The sequence below is a fragment of the Microbacterium sp. BK668 genome (assembly GCF_004362195.1).
Lineage (GTDB): Bacteria > Actinomycetota > Actinomycetes > Actinomycetales > Microbacteriaceae > Microbacterium.
The window spans coordinates 2155152-2168922 of sequence record NZ_SNWG01000001.1 but is presented as its reverse complement, the minus strand read 5'-3'; the positions used below and the strand labels follow the sequence as shown (position 1 = coordinate 2168922).

Genomic DNA, 13771 nt, shown 5'->3' with positions numbered 1-13771 from the left:
CCTAGACGGGACGTCCCCCTAGCCATCCGTCGCCTCCGAAAGCTCGTACGACATCAGGACCCTCCCCGTCATCGTCCGGATCTCGACGCTCCGGATCTGGGAGACGTCGAGGGCCGTTCCGGCCTGAAGGCGAGCGTCGGCACCCGGCTTGGAGCGCCAGGTCGACACATTCGACGCCTCGCCCGCACTGTCGACGACGGTGAGCGCATAGGTCCAGCCCTCCTCCGGCGCCTCGGACTCGTCATCCTCGGGATAGCGACAGCGCAGCTCGATGCGAGTCCCCCAGCCGACAGAGGTCAGCTGCACGTCGGCCTCGAGCGGGACGCCCGACGTGCCCTCGAGAGCGAAGGATTCCGTCGGCCGTGGTGCGGATGAGGTGACCGCCAGCGGAACCGCGACGGCCGCGATCACGAGCGCGGCCGCGGCGGCGAGCGCTGTCACGCGCACGAGGCGACGCCGGCGCGCGCGCTCGCGCGCCAGCGAAAGGACTGCGGCCGGCCGGCCCGGGTCCTCCCCGAGTCCGACGCCGGCGTCGCTCGCGGCGTCGTCCGCCTCCTCGGCGGTGATCCGCGAGAGGAGCCCCACCGTCGGGGCGAGCTGGGCGATCGCGCGCCGGCAGTCCGCGCAGTCGTCGAGATGGGCCTCGAAGTCGCGGCGGTCGCTGGGCGAGAGGGCGCCGAGCACGTACGCGGCATCCCACTGTGCGAAGTGCGGGTGGTCGGGGTTCATCGCGTCACCCCCCTCTCCTGGAGCGCGAGCCGGAGCGCGCGGAGACCGTAATGGAGCCTCGACTTGACGGTCCCCTCGGGGATGCCGAGCTCGATCGCGGTCTGTGCGACGCTGAGCCCGCGGTAGTAGGCCTTCACGATGACGGCGCGATGGTCGTCGGTGAGGGCGGTGAGCGCCTCCTGTATGAGGATCGCCTCGAAGAGCTGATCGACCTCGTCGCCCGCGGCCTTCTCGGGCAGTTCCGCGACCGTGCGCTCATGGCGCCGGCGGGCGCTGCGCGCCTCATCGATGACGATGCGGCGCGCGACCGTGATCATCCACGCCCGGGTCGTCGAAGGATCCTGCGCGAGGATCTTCGGCGTCCGCCATGCGCGGAGCAGAGTCTCCTGCACGACGTCGTCGGCGCCCGCTCGATCGCCCGTCAGCTTCACGACGTACCGCCACACCGGCGCGGCGTGCGCGTCGTACAGGGCCGTCAGACGCGCGTCGTCGTCGGGTGGCATCGCACACCTCCTCGAAGGAGACCACGAGTGCGCGGCGAGGAAGGTTCACCGGGGAGCCGGCGAGGGCGAGCGCGCCCTTCGAGTATGGACCTCGCGCGGCTCGCGCGTGGCGCCGGCCCGGCCGCGCCGGCGGGGGCGCCGACGGTTCAGCGCGGGTTCGTCGCGTACTCCATGAAGGCGGGGTCGCCGACGAGCGGCACCGCGAGGCACACCCACACGACCAGGTAGGTCGCGGCGGCGCCGACCAGCGGGATCCACCACGCGAGCTTCCCGCGTCCGACCCGCCGCCAGGCGAAGAACGCCGTCGCGAGGAAGCCGACGATCAGCACGATCGCGGCGATCGGTCCCCACAGGCGGGCGGCCTCGAAGTTCGAGAAGCTGCCGGGGATGCCGATGATCTGCATGGCCTGATCGGCGAGAGCCGGAAGGTTGAAGTACGAGATCGCCGTGAAGACGACGTTGAACGCACCGACGATGAGCAGAGACAGCGTGACGATGCGATCGATGCTGCGACCCGATCGGACGGCATCGGAGGGGCTGTCTAAGGGGCGGCGCGGAGCCTCGGCGGTGGCCGGCTCGTCGGGCGCCTGCCCGGTCTCCAGCGCCCATGTCGCATCGGGCTGCTGGATCCGCGCGCGCTGCTCCTCCGGTGTGGCGTACTCGCCGTAGGCCGGACGCGGGCGCTGGTCGGCCGGGCCGGGCTGGCTCACGAGCGGCTCCGCCCACCGAGCGCGCGGTGGTCGCGGCGGCCCGAGGCATCCGACCGGAGCTCCTTCGGGAGCGAGAACAGGAGATCCTCCTCGGCCGTCTGGATCTGCTCGACGTCGCGATACCCGGCGCCGGCGAGCTCTGCGAGCACCTCCTGCACGAGCACCTCGGGCACCGAGGCGCCGGAGGTCACCCCGACCGTCTCGACCCCCTCGAGCCAGGCCTGCTCCACCTCGTCGGCGTAGTCCACGCGGTACGCCGCCTTCGCACCGTGCTCGAGCGCGACCTCGACGAGCCGCACGCTGTTCGACGAGTTCGCCGATCCCACGACGATGACCAGATCGGCATCCTTCGCGACCTTCTTGATCGCGACCTGACGGTTCTGCGTCGCGTAGCAGATGTCGTCCGACGGCGGATCCTGGAGCTCCGGGAACCTCACGCGGAGGCGGCGCACCGTCTCCATCGTCTCGTCGACCGACAGCGTCGTCTGCGACAGCCATACGACCTTCGACGGATCCCTCACCTCGACGGTGTCGGCCTCATCGGGGGAGTTCACGATCGTCACGTGGTCGGGGGCCTCGCCCGCCGTTCCCTCGACCTCCTCGTGTCCGAGGTGACCGATCAGCAGGATCTCGAAGTCGTCGCGCGCGAACCGGACGGCCTCGCGGTGCACCTTCGTGACGAGCGGGCACGTGGCATCGATCGCCAGCAGCCCGCGATCGGACGCCGCGTTCACGACCGCCGGCGAGACGCCGTGCGCGCTGAACACGACGTGCGCGCCCTCGGGCACCTCGTCGACCTCCTCGACGAAGATCGCGCCCTTCTGCTCGAGCTCGGTCACGACGTGGATGTTGTGGACGATCTGCTTGCGCACGTACACGGGCGCGCCGAAGCGCTCGAGCGCCTTCTCCACCGCGATGACGGCACGGTCGACTCCCGCGCAGTAGCCGCGGGGCGAGGCGAGGAGGACCCGCTTGTGTCCGTTCACGGGGATATCCTGTAGGCGCTCGCGCCGCCGCGGGACGCGCGGCACGGGCATGCGGACCGCGGAAATCGTAGAGGCCGAACTCACCCTTCGATCCTATCGGCGGCGGGTGCATGCGACCTGGGCGTCCGCCGATGGAGGAATCCCAGGATCACGAGACGTCCCGAGGAGTCGATGAACACGTTCCGGCCGGAAGCCGTTGCCGGCGAAGCGCCGCCCGCCGACTCGGTGCACCCGCGCGAATCGAGTCCGCAGTCGCCGACCTCGGTGTCGCGTCTCAACGAGACCATCCGCGGATTCGTCGAGAAGTGGGGCTTCGTGTGGGTCGAGGGCGAGATCACGTCCTGGAACATGCGCGGCGGCAACGTCTTCGGTCGACTGAAAGACCTCGGGTCCGACTCGCTCATCTCCTTCCGGCTGTGGTCCAAGACGCTCGCACGCGTGCCCGGAGACCTCAAGGTCGGCGACCACGTCATCGCGTGCGTGAAGGCCGACTACTTCGTCCGGCAGGGGGACTTCAGCTTCACCGTCTCGTCGATGCGTCACGTCGGCCTGGGCGACCAGCTCGAGCGGCTGGAGCGCCTGCGTGCCCAGCTGCGCGCCGAGGGGCTGTTCGATCCGTCGCGCAAGAAGGCGCTTCCGTTCCTCCCGCACACCATCGGCCTCATCACGGGCGAGAACTCCGATGCCGAGAAGGACGTCCACCGCAACGCCGAGCTGCGCTGGCCCCAGGTGCGCTTCCGGACGAAGTACGCGGCCGTGCAGGGCGAGCGCTGCGTCCCCGAGACGATCGCCGCCGTCAAGGCGCTGGATGCCGCACCCGACGTGGACGTCATCATCATCGCGCGCGGGGGCGGCGACCCGCAGACGCTCCTCGGCTTCAGCGATGAGCGGCTCGTGCGGGCGGTGGCCGCGGCATCCACTCCCGTCGTCAGCGCCATCGGGCACGAGAACGACCACCCGCTGCTCGATGACGTCGCCGATCTGCGCGCGTCGACGCCGACCGACGCCGCCAGGAGGGTCGTCCCCGATGTCGCGGAGCAGCGCGCGATCGTCGCTCAGCTGCGCTCGCGGCTCACCATGCGCCTCACCCACCGCCTGCAGCACGACATCGCGCAGCTCGAGCAGCTCCGCTCACGTCCCGCGCTGCGTGCGCCGGAGTCCATGCTCGAGTCCCGTTCGCAGCACCTCTGGCTGGTCGCCGCGCGCGGCCGCGACATCGTCGACCGCGTCCTGGAGGTCCAGGGCCGCCGTACCGCGGAGCTCCGGGCCACTCTGCGCGCCCTCTCCCCCGCGTCGACCCTGGCGCGCGGATACGCCATCGCCCACCTGTCGGACGGCGTCATCGTGCGCGACGCGACGCAGGCCCCGCCGGGCGCGGAGGTCGTCGTGACCGTAGGACGGGGGTCGTTCGCCGCGCGCTCGGAGGGCGAGATCGCCGAGGACGCCCCCGGCTCGTGACGTCCCTGTGCATCGCTCGACGTCGAGCGATGCGTCCGGAGCGCGTCCGGGCGCCGAACTAAGATGGAGGTCATGAGCGTGGCGAGCGAAGGACGGTCCGACGTCGCGTCGCTGTCGTTCGAGCAGGCCCGCGACGAGCTCGTGCGGGTCGTCGCCGAGCTCGAGCAGGGCGCTCCGACCCTCGAGCAGTCCCTGGCGCTCTGGGAGCGCGGCGAAGCCCTCGCGGAGCGCTGCGAGGAGTGGCTCCTTGGCGCGAAGCGACGTCTGGAAGCCGCTCGCACCTCGGGATCGGCGAGCGCCACGGGCGGCTCCCCCGGCCTCCGGCCGTCCGGGAGCCCGGGCGACGGCGAGCAGCCGGAGGCGTGATGGCGAAGGCTCCCCGCATCGTCGCCGAACTCGGACGCCCCGAGACACCCGAGGAGACGGCCGAGCGCAAGGCCCGGTTCTCGGCCGCGTACCGCTCGAGCCAGAACACGCGCAATCTCGTCGCGGCGCTGCTGGCAACCCTCGCCGTCGTGCTCGTCATCGTCTTCGCCGTCCCTCGGGGATCGATCCCGGAGCGCAAACCCGCCGATGTCGCCGCTGTGGCCGAGACGGTCTCCGCGGTCGAGGGTCGCGCCGTCGTCGTGCCCGACGTGCCCTCGACGTGGCGCGCCAACAGCGCGGCCATCGAGGGAGACTCGGTGAAGGCGTGGACCGTCGTCTACGTCCCGAGCGAGGCATCCGGCTTCCTTCGCGTGGCGCAGGGCTTCGACGCGGATGCCGCGTGGCCGGCCCGCGTGCTGAAGGGCGCCGGCGCGTCGGGAACCCGGACGATCGAGGGCGTGGAGTGGACGGTGTACGACATCCCCGACCCCGCCCGGGCCGGGAACGTGTCGATCGCGCTCAGCACGCAGGCGGGGCCCGACACGATCCTCATCTACGGGTCGACCGACGAGGCCACCGCCGAGACGGCGGCGCGCGCCGTCGCCGATCAGGCGAAGACTCTCGCCCAGGAGGCGCCGTGACCGCACGCGCCGCCGTGATCACCGAGGAGGCTCGATGACGTACGACAAGCCCACCCCGCGCACCGTCTGGCAGGAGATGGTCGAGGGCAACGCACGATTCGTCTCGGGTGAGCCCCGGCATCCGCGCCAGGACGTCGAGCGCCGCCACGAGCTCGCCGACGGCCAGCGCCCGCGTGCCGCCCTCTTCGGGTGCTCCGACTCCCGGCTGGCCGCCGAGATCATCTTCGACGAGGGTCTGGGCGATCTCTTCGTGATCCGCAACGCCGGCCAGGTCATCTCGGACTCCGTGATCGGCAGCCTGGAGTACGCGGTCGCGGTGCTCGAGGTGCCGCTGATCGTCGTCCTCGGCCACGACGCCTGCGGCGCCGTCAACGCGGCGATCGAGAGCACGAGGACGGATGCCCCGGCACTGCCCGCCAACATCTGGCGCCAGATCGCGCCTATCGTGCCCGCTGTGCGTCGCGTGATCCAGGCGAGCGAGCGCGGCACGGCGCCCGACGCCGAGGTCGTGGGTCGCGAGCACCTCAAGGACACCGTCGCCGAGCTGCTGCGCTCATCGGAGCTCATCAGCGACGCCGTGGCCGAGGGCCGTGTCGCGATCGTCGGCGCGAACTACCGGCTCGCCGAGGGCCGCGCCGTCCCGAGCATCATCATCGGCGACGCCGGCCACGCGGGAGACGCCGACACCACGCGCGACGGCGCAGCCGCCTGACCCCGCACGCACGCGGCTCCGGGGCCGCGACCGCCATTCACCCCGCAACCACTGGAGGACGAAGACGTGACCGACATGAGCGACAGAAGCGATTCGGAGCTTCCGGGCAGCACAGGCAGCGCGAACAGTACCGAGTACCGCATCGAGCACGACACGATGGGCGAGGTGCGCGTCCCGAGGAACGCGCTGTACGCGGCGCAGACCCAGCGCGCCGTGGAGAACTTCCCCATCTCGGGTGATCCGCTCGACCCGGCGCAGATCGTCGCGCTGGCCCGGATCAAGAAGGCCGCGGCGCTCGCGAACAAGGAGCTGGGCACGCTCGACGCCACCATCGCCGACGCGATCGCGCGGGCCGCCGATCGCATCATCGGCGGCGAGCACGCGGACCAGTTCCCGATCGACGTCTACCAGACCGGCAGCGGCACGTCGTCGAACATGAACATGAACGAGGTCCTCGCGACACTCGCGACGCGCGACCTCGGCCGGACGGTGCACCCGAACGACCACGTCAACGCCTCGCAGTCGTCGAACGATGTCTTCCCGACCTCGGTGCACATCGCGGTGACGCAGGAGCTCATCGACGATCTCATCCCCGCCCTCGATCACCTCGCGGTCGCCCTCGAGGCGAAGGCGGAGGAGTGGAAGACGGTCGTGAAATCGGGTCGCACCCACCTCATGGATGCCACTCCCGTCACGCTCGGCCAGGAGTTCGGCGGGTACGCGCGTCAGATGCGACTGGGCATCGAGCGCGTACAGGCCGTCCTCCCCCGGGTTGCCGAGGTGCCCCTCGGCGGAACCGCCGTAGGCACAGGCATCAACACGCCGGCGGGGTTCCCGCAGAAGGTGCTGCAGCTCATCGTCGACGACACCGAGCTGCCCATCACCGAGGCCAAGGACCACTTCGAGGCGCAGGCGAACCGCGACGGCCTGGTCGAGGCATCCGGCGCCCTTCGCACGATCGCGGTCTCGCTCACGAAGATCAACAACGATCTGCGCTGGATGGGTTCGGGGCCCAACACGGGACTGGGCGAGCTGCACATCCCCGACCTCCAGCCGGGTTCGTCCATCATGCCGGGCAAGGTGAACCCGGTCGTCCCGGAGGCGACGCTGATGGTGTGCGCGCGCGTGATCGGCAACGACGCGACGATCGCGTGGGCGGGCGCCTCGGGGCTGTTCGAGCTCAACGTCGCCATCCCTGTCATGGGTACCGCGCTGCTGGAGTCGATCCGCCTGCTCGCCAACGCGATGCGCATCCTCGCCGACAAGACGATCGACGGACTGAAGGCTGATGTCGAGCGGGCGGCCGCCTACGCGGGCATGTCGCCCTCGATCGTGACTCCGCTCAACAAGCTCATCGGGTACGAGGCGGCGGCCAAGATCGCCAAGCACTCCGTCGCGAAGGGCATCACCGTCCGGGAGGCCGTCATCGACCTCGGCTACGTCGACCGCGGCGAGCTGACGATCGAGCAGCTCGACGAGAAGCTCGACCTGCTCTCGATGACCCGCCCGGGATGACCCCCACGTCCCACCTGCGCGGTGCCGGGAGGCGCTCGGGGGCGGGCCGCCCGTGAGCTCGATCGGCCCGCGCGTATCGCGCAGAGCGCTCCGGGACGATAATCAGGGCATGAGGCGCCCGTCCCGACCGATCTCGGCGCGCGCACGCATCCTCGGAGCGATCCTGGCGGTGGCGTGCGTGGGCCTGGCGATCGTGGGCAGCGTGACGTTCCTCGTGCAGCGCGAGCGGGCGCTCGACGACATCGACGACAGGCTGAAGGCACAGGTCTCGAGCCTCAACGCCGTGGCCGGGAATGGCGAGGAGGAGACGGATGCCGAGTCGCCTGCGCCGACGACGGCCGTCGAGGAGCTGAACGCCGACGAGTTCGCCTCGCTCGAGGACTACCTGGAAGCCGTCGTCGCGCGCCTCGTTCCCGGTCGGAACGAAGCGTCGCTCGCCGTCATCGACGGCAGGGCGCGGTTCATCCCGAGCACCCTCTCGGGCTTCGACATCTCGGACGATCAGGCGTTCATCGATCGCGCGGTCGAAGAGACGGCGGGCGGCGCGACCAAGATCGGCACCGCCGTGACGGACGAGGGATCGCTGCGCTACATCGCGATCCCGATCCAGTTCCCGGGCGACCCGCGATCCGGCGTGTACATCAGGGCCGTCGACCTGGGCGCGGAGCTCGCCCCCGTGACAGCGGCCGTGACGACGTACTGGCTGGCGGCGGCCGCGATGGTGCTCGCGATCGGGGTGGTGGGCTGGTTCGTCGCGGGCCGGCTGCTCTCGCCCATCCGCTCGATCCGGGATGCCGCTGACTCCATCACGCTCACGGATCTCTCCCCGCGCCTTCCTGAGCAGGGGAACAACGACATCTCCGACCTCTCGCGCACCGTGAACTCGATGCTCGATCGGCTCGAGGGGTCGGTGGACGTGCAGCGCCAGCTCCTCGACGACGTCCGCCACGAGCTCAAGACGCCGATCACCATCGTGCGGGGCCACCTCGAGCTCATGAACCCCGGCGACGCCGAAGACGTCGCGAGCACGCGCGAGATCGGCATTGCGGAGCTCGACCGCATGACGCGGCTCGTCGACGACATCGACCTGCTCGCCGCTGTGGAAGGCGACCAGTTCGAGATGGGCGAGGTGGACCTCGCCGGGCTGACCTCACGCGTCGGCGAGCTCGTCACCGTGATCCCGGGACACCAGTGGCGCGTCGTCCAGCAGGCGGAGGGCGCCATCCAGGGCGACTACGACCGGCTCCTCCAGGCGTGGCTGCAGCTGGCCGACAACGCCGCCAAGTACACGCCTGACGGCTCTCCCATCGAGATCGGCAGCGTGCTCGACACGGATGGTGCACACCTCTGGGTGCGCGACCACGGCCCCGGCATCCCGCCCGCCGCCAGGCACCGGATCTTCCGCCGCTTCGACCGCGCGCACGGCAAGCGAAGCGTCGGCGGGTCGGGTCTCGGACTCGCGATCGTCGATGCGATCATGAAAGGACATGGCGGACGCTGCGTCGTCACCGACACCCCCGGCGGTGGCGCCACGTTCACGATTCACCTACCCCTCCCCACTTCGGAGCTGCCGCAGCCGGTGAGGGCGGGTGACGTCGTACTCCAGCGGGAGGCATCGGGATGACGAGGATCCTCATCGTCGAAGACGAGCCGCGCATCGCGGCGTTCGTGAGCCGCGGTCTCGAGGCCGCGGGATACACGACAGCCATCTCGGACGATGGCGCGGAGGCCCTCGAGCGCGCGCTGCGCCCCGATATCGACCTCGTCCTGCTGGACGTCGGCCTTCCCACCATGGACGGCTTCGAGGTGCTGCGGGAGCTGCGCTCCCGCGGGAGCATCGTGCCCGTCATCATGCTGACCGCTCGCTCCAGCACGCACGACACCGTCGAGGGATTGGATGCCGGAGCCAACGACTACATGTCGAAGCCGTTCACGTTCGAGGAGCTGCTTGCCCGCGTCCGTTCGCGGCTGCGGGAGAGCGCCGGACCCAGCTCCACCTCGCTCGTGCACGGCGACGTCGTGCTCGACATCCTCGGCCGGCGCGCGACCGTCGGCGGGCGGGAGGTCGAGCTTTCGGCGCGCGAGTTCGCCCTGGCCGAGCAGTTCCTGCGCAACCCGGGACACGTGCTGAGCCGGGAGCAGCTGCTGAGCCGCGTGTGGGGCCTGGACTTCGACCCGGGATCGAACGTCGTCGACGTGTACGTCCGCTACCTGCGCGGGAAGCTGGGGAGCCAGCACATCGTCACGGTGCGCGGCGCCGGCTACCGCTGGGAGTGATGCCGGTTCCCCCGGCATGACGCGCGGGCGCGTTCCCGCCCCCGAGCCTCCGCGCGTGGGCAGAGAGAAGCCCCCGGCGCTGGGGGACGCCGGGGGCTGGGAACGGGTCTGGAGCTGGGGGACTCCGTGTGACCCTGGTCAACCGCCTCGTGGGGGCTGCGGCGGTTGATCTCTCTTCCATCCGGGGGGCGAAGAATTGCCGCGCTCGGATGGGGGACCCGCGTTCTTCGCGGGCGCTTGGGGGCGGTCCTGGCCAGGGTTCTGATGGCCGCTCTGATGGCTGTTCTGACCGCTGCTCGGGCCGGTGGTCGGGCCGCCGCTGGGACTGTGACCCGGACCGCTGGACGGGGCCGTCGGCTCGACCGCCTCGGGGGCCGGAGGGGCCGGCGCGGCGGGCGGAGCCTGCAGCATCCGGCGCTGCGCTTGGCCGGTGTCGAGGGAGACGCCCGGCTTCACGTCCTGGCTCTGCTCGACCTGGGGAAAGCGCTGCTGGAGCTGCTCGACCCAGCGGTCGATCTTCTCCGGCGTCCAGCCGCGCTCGACTGCCCACGAGCGCAGCCGATCCCATGAGCCGGTGCGGATGGCGTCGTCGATGACCTCCCGCTCGGACGGCCCGGCATCCGGCTGCCGCACGACCGGCTCGCCGGCGGACGGCACGGCCGGCACGAGCGGTGCCAGCAGCGCGGGCGGCGCGGGCGGGGACTCGGCGGGAGCCGCCACGTCCTCCGGCTGCGGCGCAGGCACGACCTCTGCGGTCGGTGCCGGGGCTGGGGTGGCCTGGGTCACGGCGGTGGCGGAGGAGGAGGGGGTGGGCGCGGACGGTGTGACGCGGACGACGTCGACATCGGCCGCTTCGCCGGGCGCGTCTGCGAGAGCCGAGGCGTTGCTCAGCGTCACGGCGCAGGCGACAGCGACGGCTGCCGCGCCGGCGAGAAATCCGCCGGCCGCGAAAGCGGCTCGTCCGTCCACGTCTTGCTCCAGAGTCATACGTCCCCTGCGGAACCCCCATCAGCGCACGCAGGCACGTCCGCGCGCGTCTGATCCATGGTCGCAGACCGGTGTGAGAGGAGAAGGAGACAGCGGTGAGAGTCTTCTCATCTTGACTACTCGTCCAAGATGCATTACGCATGCCGAAGGGGTCGGGATGCCGCATCCCGACCCCTTCGCGACGTTCCGCGGGTCAGGCGAGCTCGCCGGCCTCCAGAAGGTCGGTCACCAGCGCGGCGATCGCGGACCGCTCGGAGCGCACGAGCGTCACGTGGCCGAACAGGTCGTGGCCCTTGAGCGTCTCGATCACCGAGGCGACGCCGTCGTGACGGCCGACCCGCAGGTTGTCCCGCTGACCCACGTCATGCGTGAGCACGACGCGGGAGTTCTGCCCGATCCGGCTGAGCACCGTCAGCAGCACGTTGCGCTCCAGCGACTGCGCCTCGTCCACGATCACGAAGGCATCGTGGAGCGACCGGCCGCGGATGTGGGTGAGGGGCAGGACCTCGAGGAGTCCTCGTGCGATCACCTCTTCGACGACGTTCGACGAGACCACCGATCCGAGCGTGTCGAACACCGCCTGACCCCAGGGATTCATCTTCTCCTGCTGGTCGCCGGGGAGGTAGCCGAGCTCCTGGCCACCCACGGCGAACAGCGGGCGGAAGACGATGATGCGCTTCTGCTGCTGGCGTTCGAGCACCGCCTCCAGACCGGCGCACAGGGCGAGGGCGGACTTGCCGGTGCCGGCGCGCCCGCCGAGGGACACGATCCCCACGTCGGGGTCGAGGAGCAGGTCGATCGCGATGCGCTGCTCGGCCGAGCGGCCATGCATCCCGAACACCTCGCGGTCCCCGCGGACAAGCCGGTACGAGCCGTCCCCTGTCACCCTGCCCAGCGCCGAGCCTCGCTCGGAGTGGATGATGAGCCCCGTGTTGACCGGGAACCCGCGGATCGCCTCGCTGACGCCGATCTCGCTCTCGTAGAGGTCGCTGATGTCGTCGCCCGACACGTCGAGCGTCGCGATGCCGGTCCAGCCCGAGTCGACGGCCTGCTCGGCGAGGTACTCCTCGGCGCTGATCCCGAGGGAGGCGGCCTTGACGCGCATCGGCAGATCCTTCGACACGACGGTCACCTCCTGACCGTCGTTCGCGAGGTTCAGCGCGACGGCGAGGATGCGACTGTCGTTGTCGCCGAGCCGCATGCCCGAAGGGAGCACGGTCGGGTCGGTGTTGTTGAGCTCGACGCGGAGGGTGCCGTCTTCGCCGACCGGCACCGGGAAGTCGAGTCGGCCGTGCTCGATCCGCAGCTCATCGAGATGACGGAGCGCCTGGCGCGCGAAGTAGCCGATCTCGGGATCGTGTCGTTTCCCCTCGAGCTCGGTGACCACGACGACCGGGATCACGACGTTGTGCTCGGCGAAGCGGAAGAACGCCCGCGGATCGCTCAGCAGCACCGAGGTGTCGAGCACATACGTGCGCAGCGCCTCCCCCAGGTCGTCGGCCCCGGCGGCCGTCTCGCGGTGCTGCCTGTGTGGTGCTCGTGTGGTCACAACCCACTCCCGCCCCGGGCGTGTCACCCGGCAGTCAGCGAGTCGACCAAGGTCACGAGTCGCGATCCATCCGGCCGACTCGAACGGGCGCCTTGCCCGTTGGTCCGAAACTACGGCCCGCGCCGGGCAGCCCGCGGCGACGACACGCTGGAGATTCGCTTAACCACGGGTGAACGACGGATGCCGCCGACCCTCCGGCCGTCACCACACGCGGGCGGACGAGAACGCGGCGAGCGCATCGCCGAACAGACGCAGCGTGTCGGCTCCCGTGCCGACGTGCGGCGCGACGCGGACGAGGCCGGATCGCACCGTGACGGTGATGCCGTGGTTGGCGAGCGACGCCGCCAGCGGCGCCGCATCCTGCGGAGCGGGGGCGAGGGCGACGATCCCGGCGCGGCGCTCGGGCTCGCGCGGGGTGACCACCGGGATGTCGTACCGGTCGGCGAAGAACATGACATCGCCCGAGCGGGCGACCAGCTCGCTCTCGATGCTCGGGATGCCGACATCGAGGATGTCGCGGAGCGATGATGCGAGGCGCGCGAACGCGAGCGGATCCTCCCCCGCGACCCGGAATGCCTGTGCGGACGGGGCGGGAGGCGGCACCGCGTCGAGCGGGAGGTCGCCCTCGACGCCCGCGAATCCGGAGAGCACGGGAGTGATGCGCTCGATCGCGCGCTCGCCGAACCAGGAGAAGCCCGTGCCGCGGCCCGCGCGCAGCCACTTGTAGCCGTTGCCGCAGACGACGTCCGCCGCCGCCCAATCGGCGTCGATGACGCCGAAGCCCTGGATCGCGTCGACGATGAGCAGGCGGTCGCCGATGACCTCCCTCAGCGCCGACAGGTCGGCGCGATATCCGGTGCGGAAGTCGACGAGGCTGACGGCGAGCGCACGCGTCTCATCGGTGAGCGCATCGCGCACGGCATCCGGGGTGACGAATCCACCCTCCGGCTCGAGCCACTGCACCCGCATGGAGCCCAGGGCGTCCGAGGCGCGCGCGGCGGAGACGGTCAGGCTCGGGAATTCGCCGCGCGCGACCATGAGCCCGCCGGCGAGCCCGTACACGGCCTGCATGAGCCCGTAGGTGGTGGAAGGCTGGAGGACGACCTGCTCGGCATCCGTCCTCAGCGCGCGCGCCAGCAGCTCACGCGCTTCGCGGACGTGCTCCCCCACCAGGTCGATGCCGGACCGACGCCCCGCGCCCAGAAGCTCGGCGTCGGCGTGCACCTCGGCACGGACGTTCGGTGACAAAGGACCGAAAGACGCCCAGTCGAGGTACCCGGGTTCCCCATCGAACGATCCCAGATACTCTTCCCAATCGTTCACCTCGCCATTCTGGCA

14 protein-coding genes are annotated in these 13771 nt (G+C 70.8%); 7 read left to right on the top strand and 7 right to left on the bottom strand.

All coding sequences use genetic code 11. From position 1 onward, the window contains the following. Nucleotides 1-18: 18 nt before the first annotated feature. From EV279_RS09625 to EV279_RS09610, 4 genes are all read right to left on the bottom strand, one after another. On the bottom strand, nucleotides 19-729 hold the full coding sequence (locus EV279_RS09625; protein WP_133542953.1) for a zf-HC2 domain-containing protein: 711 nt from the start codon (nucleotides 727-729) through the stop codon (nucleotides 19-21). Then, a complete protein-coding gene (locus EV279_RS09620; RefSeq protein ID WP_133542951.1) occupies nucleotides 726-1232 on the bottom strand; it encodes a sigma-70 family RNA polymerase sigma factor in 507 nt (168 codons plus the stop codon). The genes EV279_RS09625 and EV279_RS09620 overlap by 4 nt, the downstream gene beginning before the upstream one ends. A gap of 146 nt (nucleotides 1233-1378) precedes the next feature. After that, entirely contained in the window at nucleotides 1379-1942 is a 564-nt protein-coding gene (locus tag EV279_RS09615; RefSeq protein ID WP_133542949.1) for a DUF6264 family protein, read from the bottom strand. After that, nucleotides 1939-2979 (bottom strand): 4-hydroxy-3-methylbut-2-enyl diphosphate reductase, encoded by a 1041-nt coding sequence (locus EV279_RS09610; protein ID WP_208109510.1) that lies wholly within the window; start codon nucleotides 2977-2979, stop codon nucleotides 1939-1941. Before EV279_RS09610 ends, EV279_RS09615 begins: the two co-directional genes overlap by 4 nt. Before the next feature lie 120 nt (nucleotides 2980-3099). Here EV279_RS09610 and xseA point away from each other — a divergent pair, with 120 nt between their 5' ends. The 7 genes from xseA (at nucleotide 3100) to EV279_RS09575 (ending at nucleotide 9897) form a co-directional block, all read left to right on the top strand. Continuing rightward, a complete protein-coding gene (xseA, locus tag EV279_RS09605; RefSeq protein ID WP_133542945.1) occupies nucleotides 3100-4386 on the top strand; it encodes an exodeoxyribonuclease VII large subunit in 1287 nt (428 codons plus the stop codon). Nucleotides 4387-4458: 72 nt separating this feature from the next. Next, on the top strand, nucleotides 4459-4752 hold the full coding sequence (locus tag EV279_RS09600) for an exodeoxyribonuclease VII small subunit (RefSeq protein WP_208109509.1): 294 nt from the start codon (nucleotides 4459-4461) through the stop codon (nucleotides 4750-4752). After that, the gene (locus EV279_RS09595) at nucleotides 4752-5393 is read left to right on the top strand and encodes a DUF4245 family protein (RefSeq protein WP_133542941.1); all 642 of its coding nucleotides are present in this window, start codon (nucleotides 4752-4754) and stop codon (nucleotides 5391-5393) included. Before EV279_RS09600 ends, EV279_RS09595 begins: the two co-directional genes overlap by 1 nt. Nucleotides 5394-5427: 34 nt before the next feature. After that, nucleotides 5428-6105, top strand: a complete 678-nt coding sequence (locus tag EV279_RS09590; RefSeq protein ID WP_133542939.1) for a carbonic anhydrase — start codon at nucleotides 5428-5430, stop codon at nucleotides 6103-6105. A 75-nt stretch (nucleotides 6106-6180) separates the two neighbouring features. Further along, a complete protein-coding gene (locus EV279_RS09585; protein WP_133544823.1) occupies nucleotides 6181-7620 on the top strand; it encodes a class II fumarate hydratase in 1440 nt (479 codons plus the stop codon). A 109-nt stretch (nucleotides 7621-7729) separates the two neighbouring features. Next, nucleotides 7730-9244, top strand: a complete 1515-nt coding sequence (locus tag EV279_RS09580) for an ATP-binding protein (RefSeq protein WP_133542937.1) — start codon at nucleotides 7730-7732, stop codon at nucleotides 9242-9244. Next, nucleotides 9241-9897, top strand: coding sequence for a response regulator transcription factor (locus EV279_RS09575; protein ID WP_133542935.1), 657 nt, complete (start codon nucleotides 9241-9243; stop codon nucleotides 9895-9897). Before EV279_RS09580 ends, EV279_RS09575 begins: the two co-directional genes overlap by 4 nt. A gap of 138 nt (nucleotides 9898-10035) precedes the next feature. Here the strand turns inward: EV279_RS09575 and EV279_RS09570 are convergent, their stop codons facing one another. The 3 genes from EV279_RS09570 to EV279_RS09560 all read right to left on the bottom strand — a co-directional run bounded on the left by EV279_RS09570 (nucleotide 10036) and on the right by EV279_RS09560 (nucleotide 13756). Beyond that, nucleotides 10036-10884, bottom strand: a complete 849-nt coding sequence (locus EV279_RS09570) for a hypothetical protein (RefSeq protein ID WP_133542933.1) — start codon at nucleotides 10882-10884, stop codon at nucleotides 10036-10038. 193 nt (nucleotides 10885-11077) lie between these two features. Continuing rightward, on the bottom strand, nucleotides 11078-12376 hold the full coding sequence (locus tag EV279_RS09565) for a PhoH family protein (protein WP_243728613.1): 1299 nt from the start codon (nucleotides 12374-12376) through the stop codon (nucleotides 11078-11080). A gap of 258 nt (nucleotides 12377-12634) precedes the next feature. Then, a complete protein-coding gene (locus tag EV279_RS09560) occupies nucleotides 12635-13756 on the bottom strand; it encodes an aminotransferase class V-fold PLP-dependent enzyme (protein WP_133542929.1) in 1122 nt (373 codons plus the stop codon). Nucleotides 13757-13771: the final 15 nt, after the last annotated feature.

Excerpts from the sequence above, each read along its gene's own strand:
- EV279_RS09625 (WP_133542953.1), bottom strand. The coding sequence starts at position 729 with ATGAACCCCGACCACCCGCACTTCGCACAGTGGGATGCCGCGTACGTG.
- EV279_RS09610 (WP_208109510.1), bottom strand. The coding sequence starts at position 2,979 with ATGCCCGTGCCGCGCGTCCCGCGGCGGCGCGAGCGCCTACAGGATATC.
- EV279_RS09585 (WP_133544823.1), top strand. The coding sequence starts at position 6,181 with ATGAGCGACAGAAGCGATTCGGAGCTTCCGGGCAGCACAGGCAGCGCG.
- EV279_RS09590 (WP_133542939.1), top strand. The coding sequence starts at position 5,428 with ATGACGTACGACAAGCCCACCCCGCGCACCGTCTGGCAGGAGATGGTC.
- EV279_RS09580 (WP_133542937.1), top strand. The coding sequence starts at position 7,730 with ATGAGGCGCCCGTCCCGACCGATCTCGGCGCGCGCACGCATCCTCGGA.
- EV279_RS09575 (WP_133542935.1), top strand. The coding sequence starts at position 9,241 with ATGACGAGGATCCTCATCGTCGAAGACGAGCCGCGCATCGCGGCGTTC.
- xseA (WP_133542945.1), top strand. The coding sequence starts at position 3,100 with ATGAACACGTTCCGGCCGGAAGCCGTTGCCGGCGAAGCGCCGCCCGCC.
- EV279_RS09620 (WP_133542951.1), bottom strand. The coding sequence starts at position 1,232 with ATGCCACCCGACGACGACGCGCGTCTGACGGCCCTGTACGACGCGCAC.
- EV279_RS09595 (WP_133542941.1), top strand. The coding sequence starts at position 4,752 with ATGGCGAAGGCTCCCCGCATCGTCGCCGAACTCGGACGCCCCGAGACA.
- EV279_RS09570 (WP_133542933.1), bottom strand. The coding sequence starts at position 10,884 with ATGACTCTGGAGCAAGACGTGGACGGACGAGCCGCTTTCGCGGCCGGC.
- EV279_RS09600 (WP_208109509.1), top strand. The coding sequence starts at position 4,459 with ATGAGCGTGGCGAGCGAAGGACGGTCCGACGTCGCGTCGCTGTCGTTC.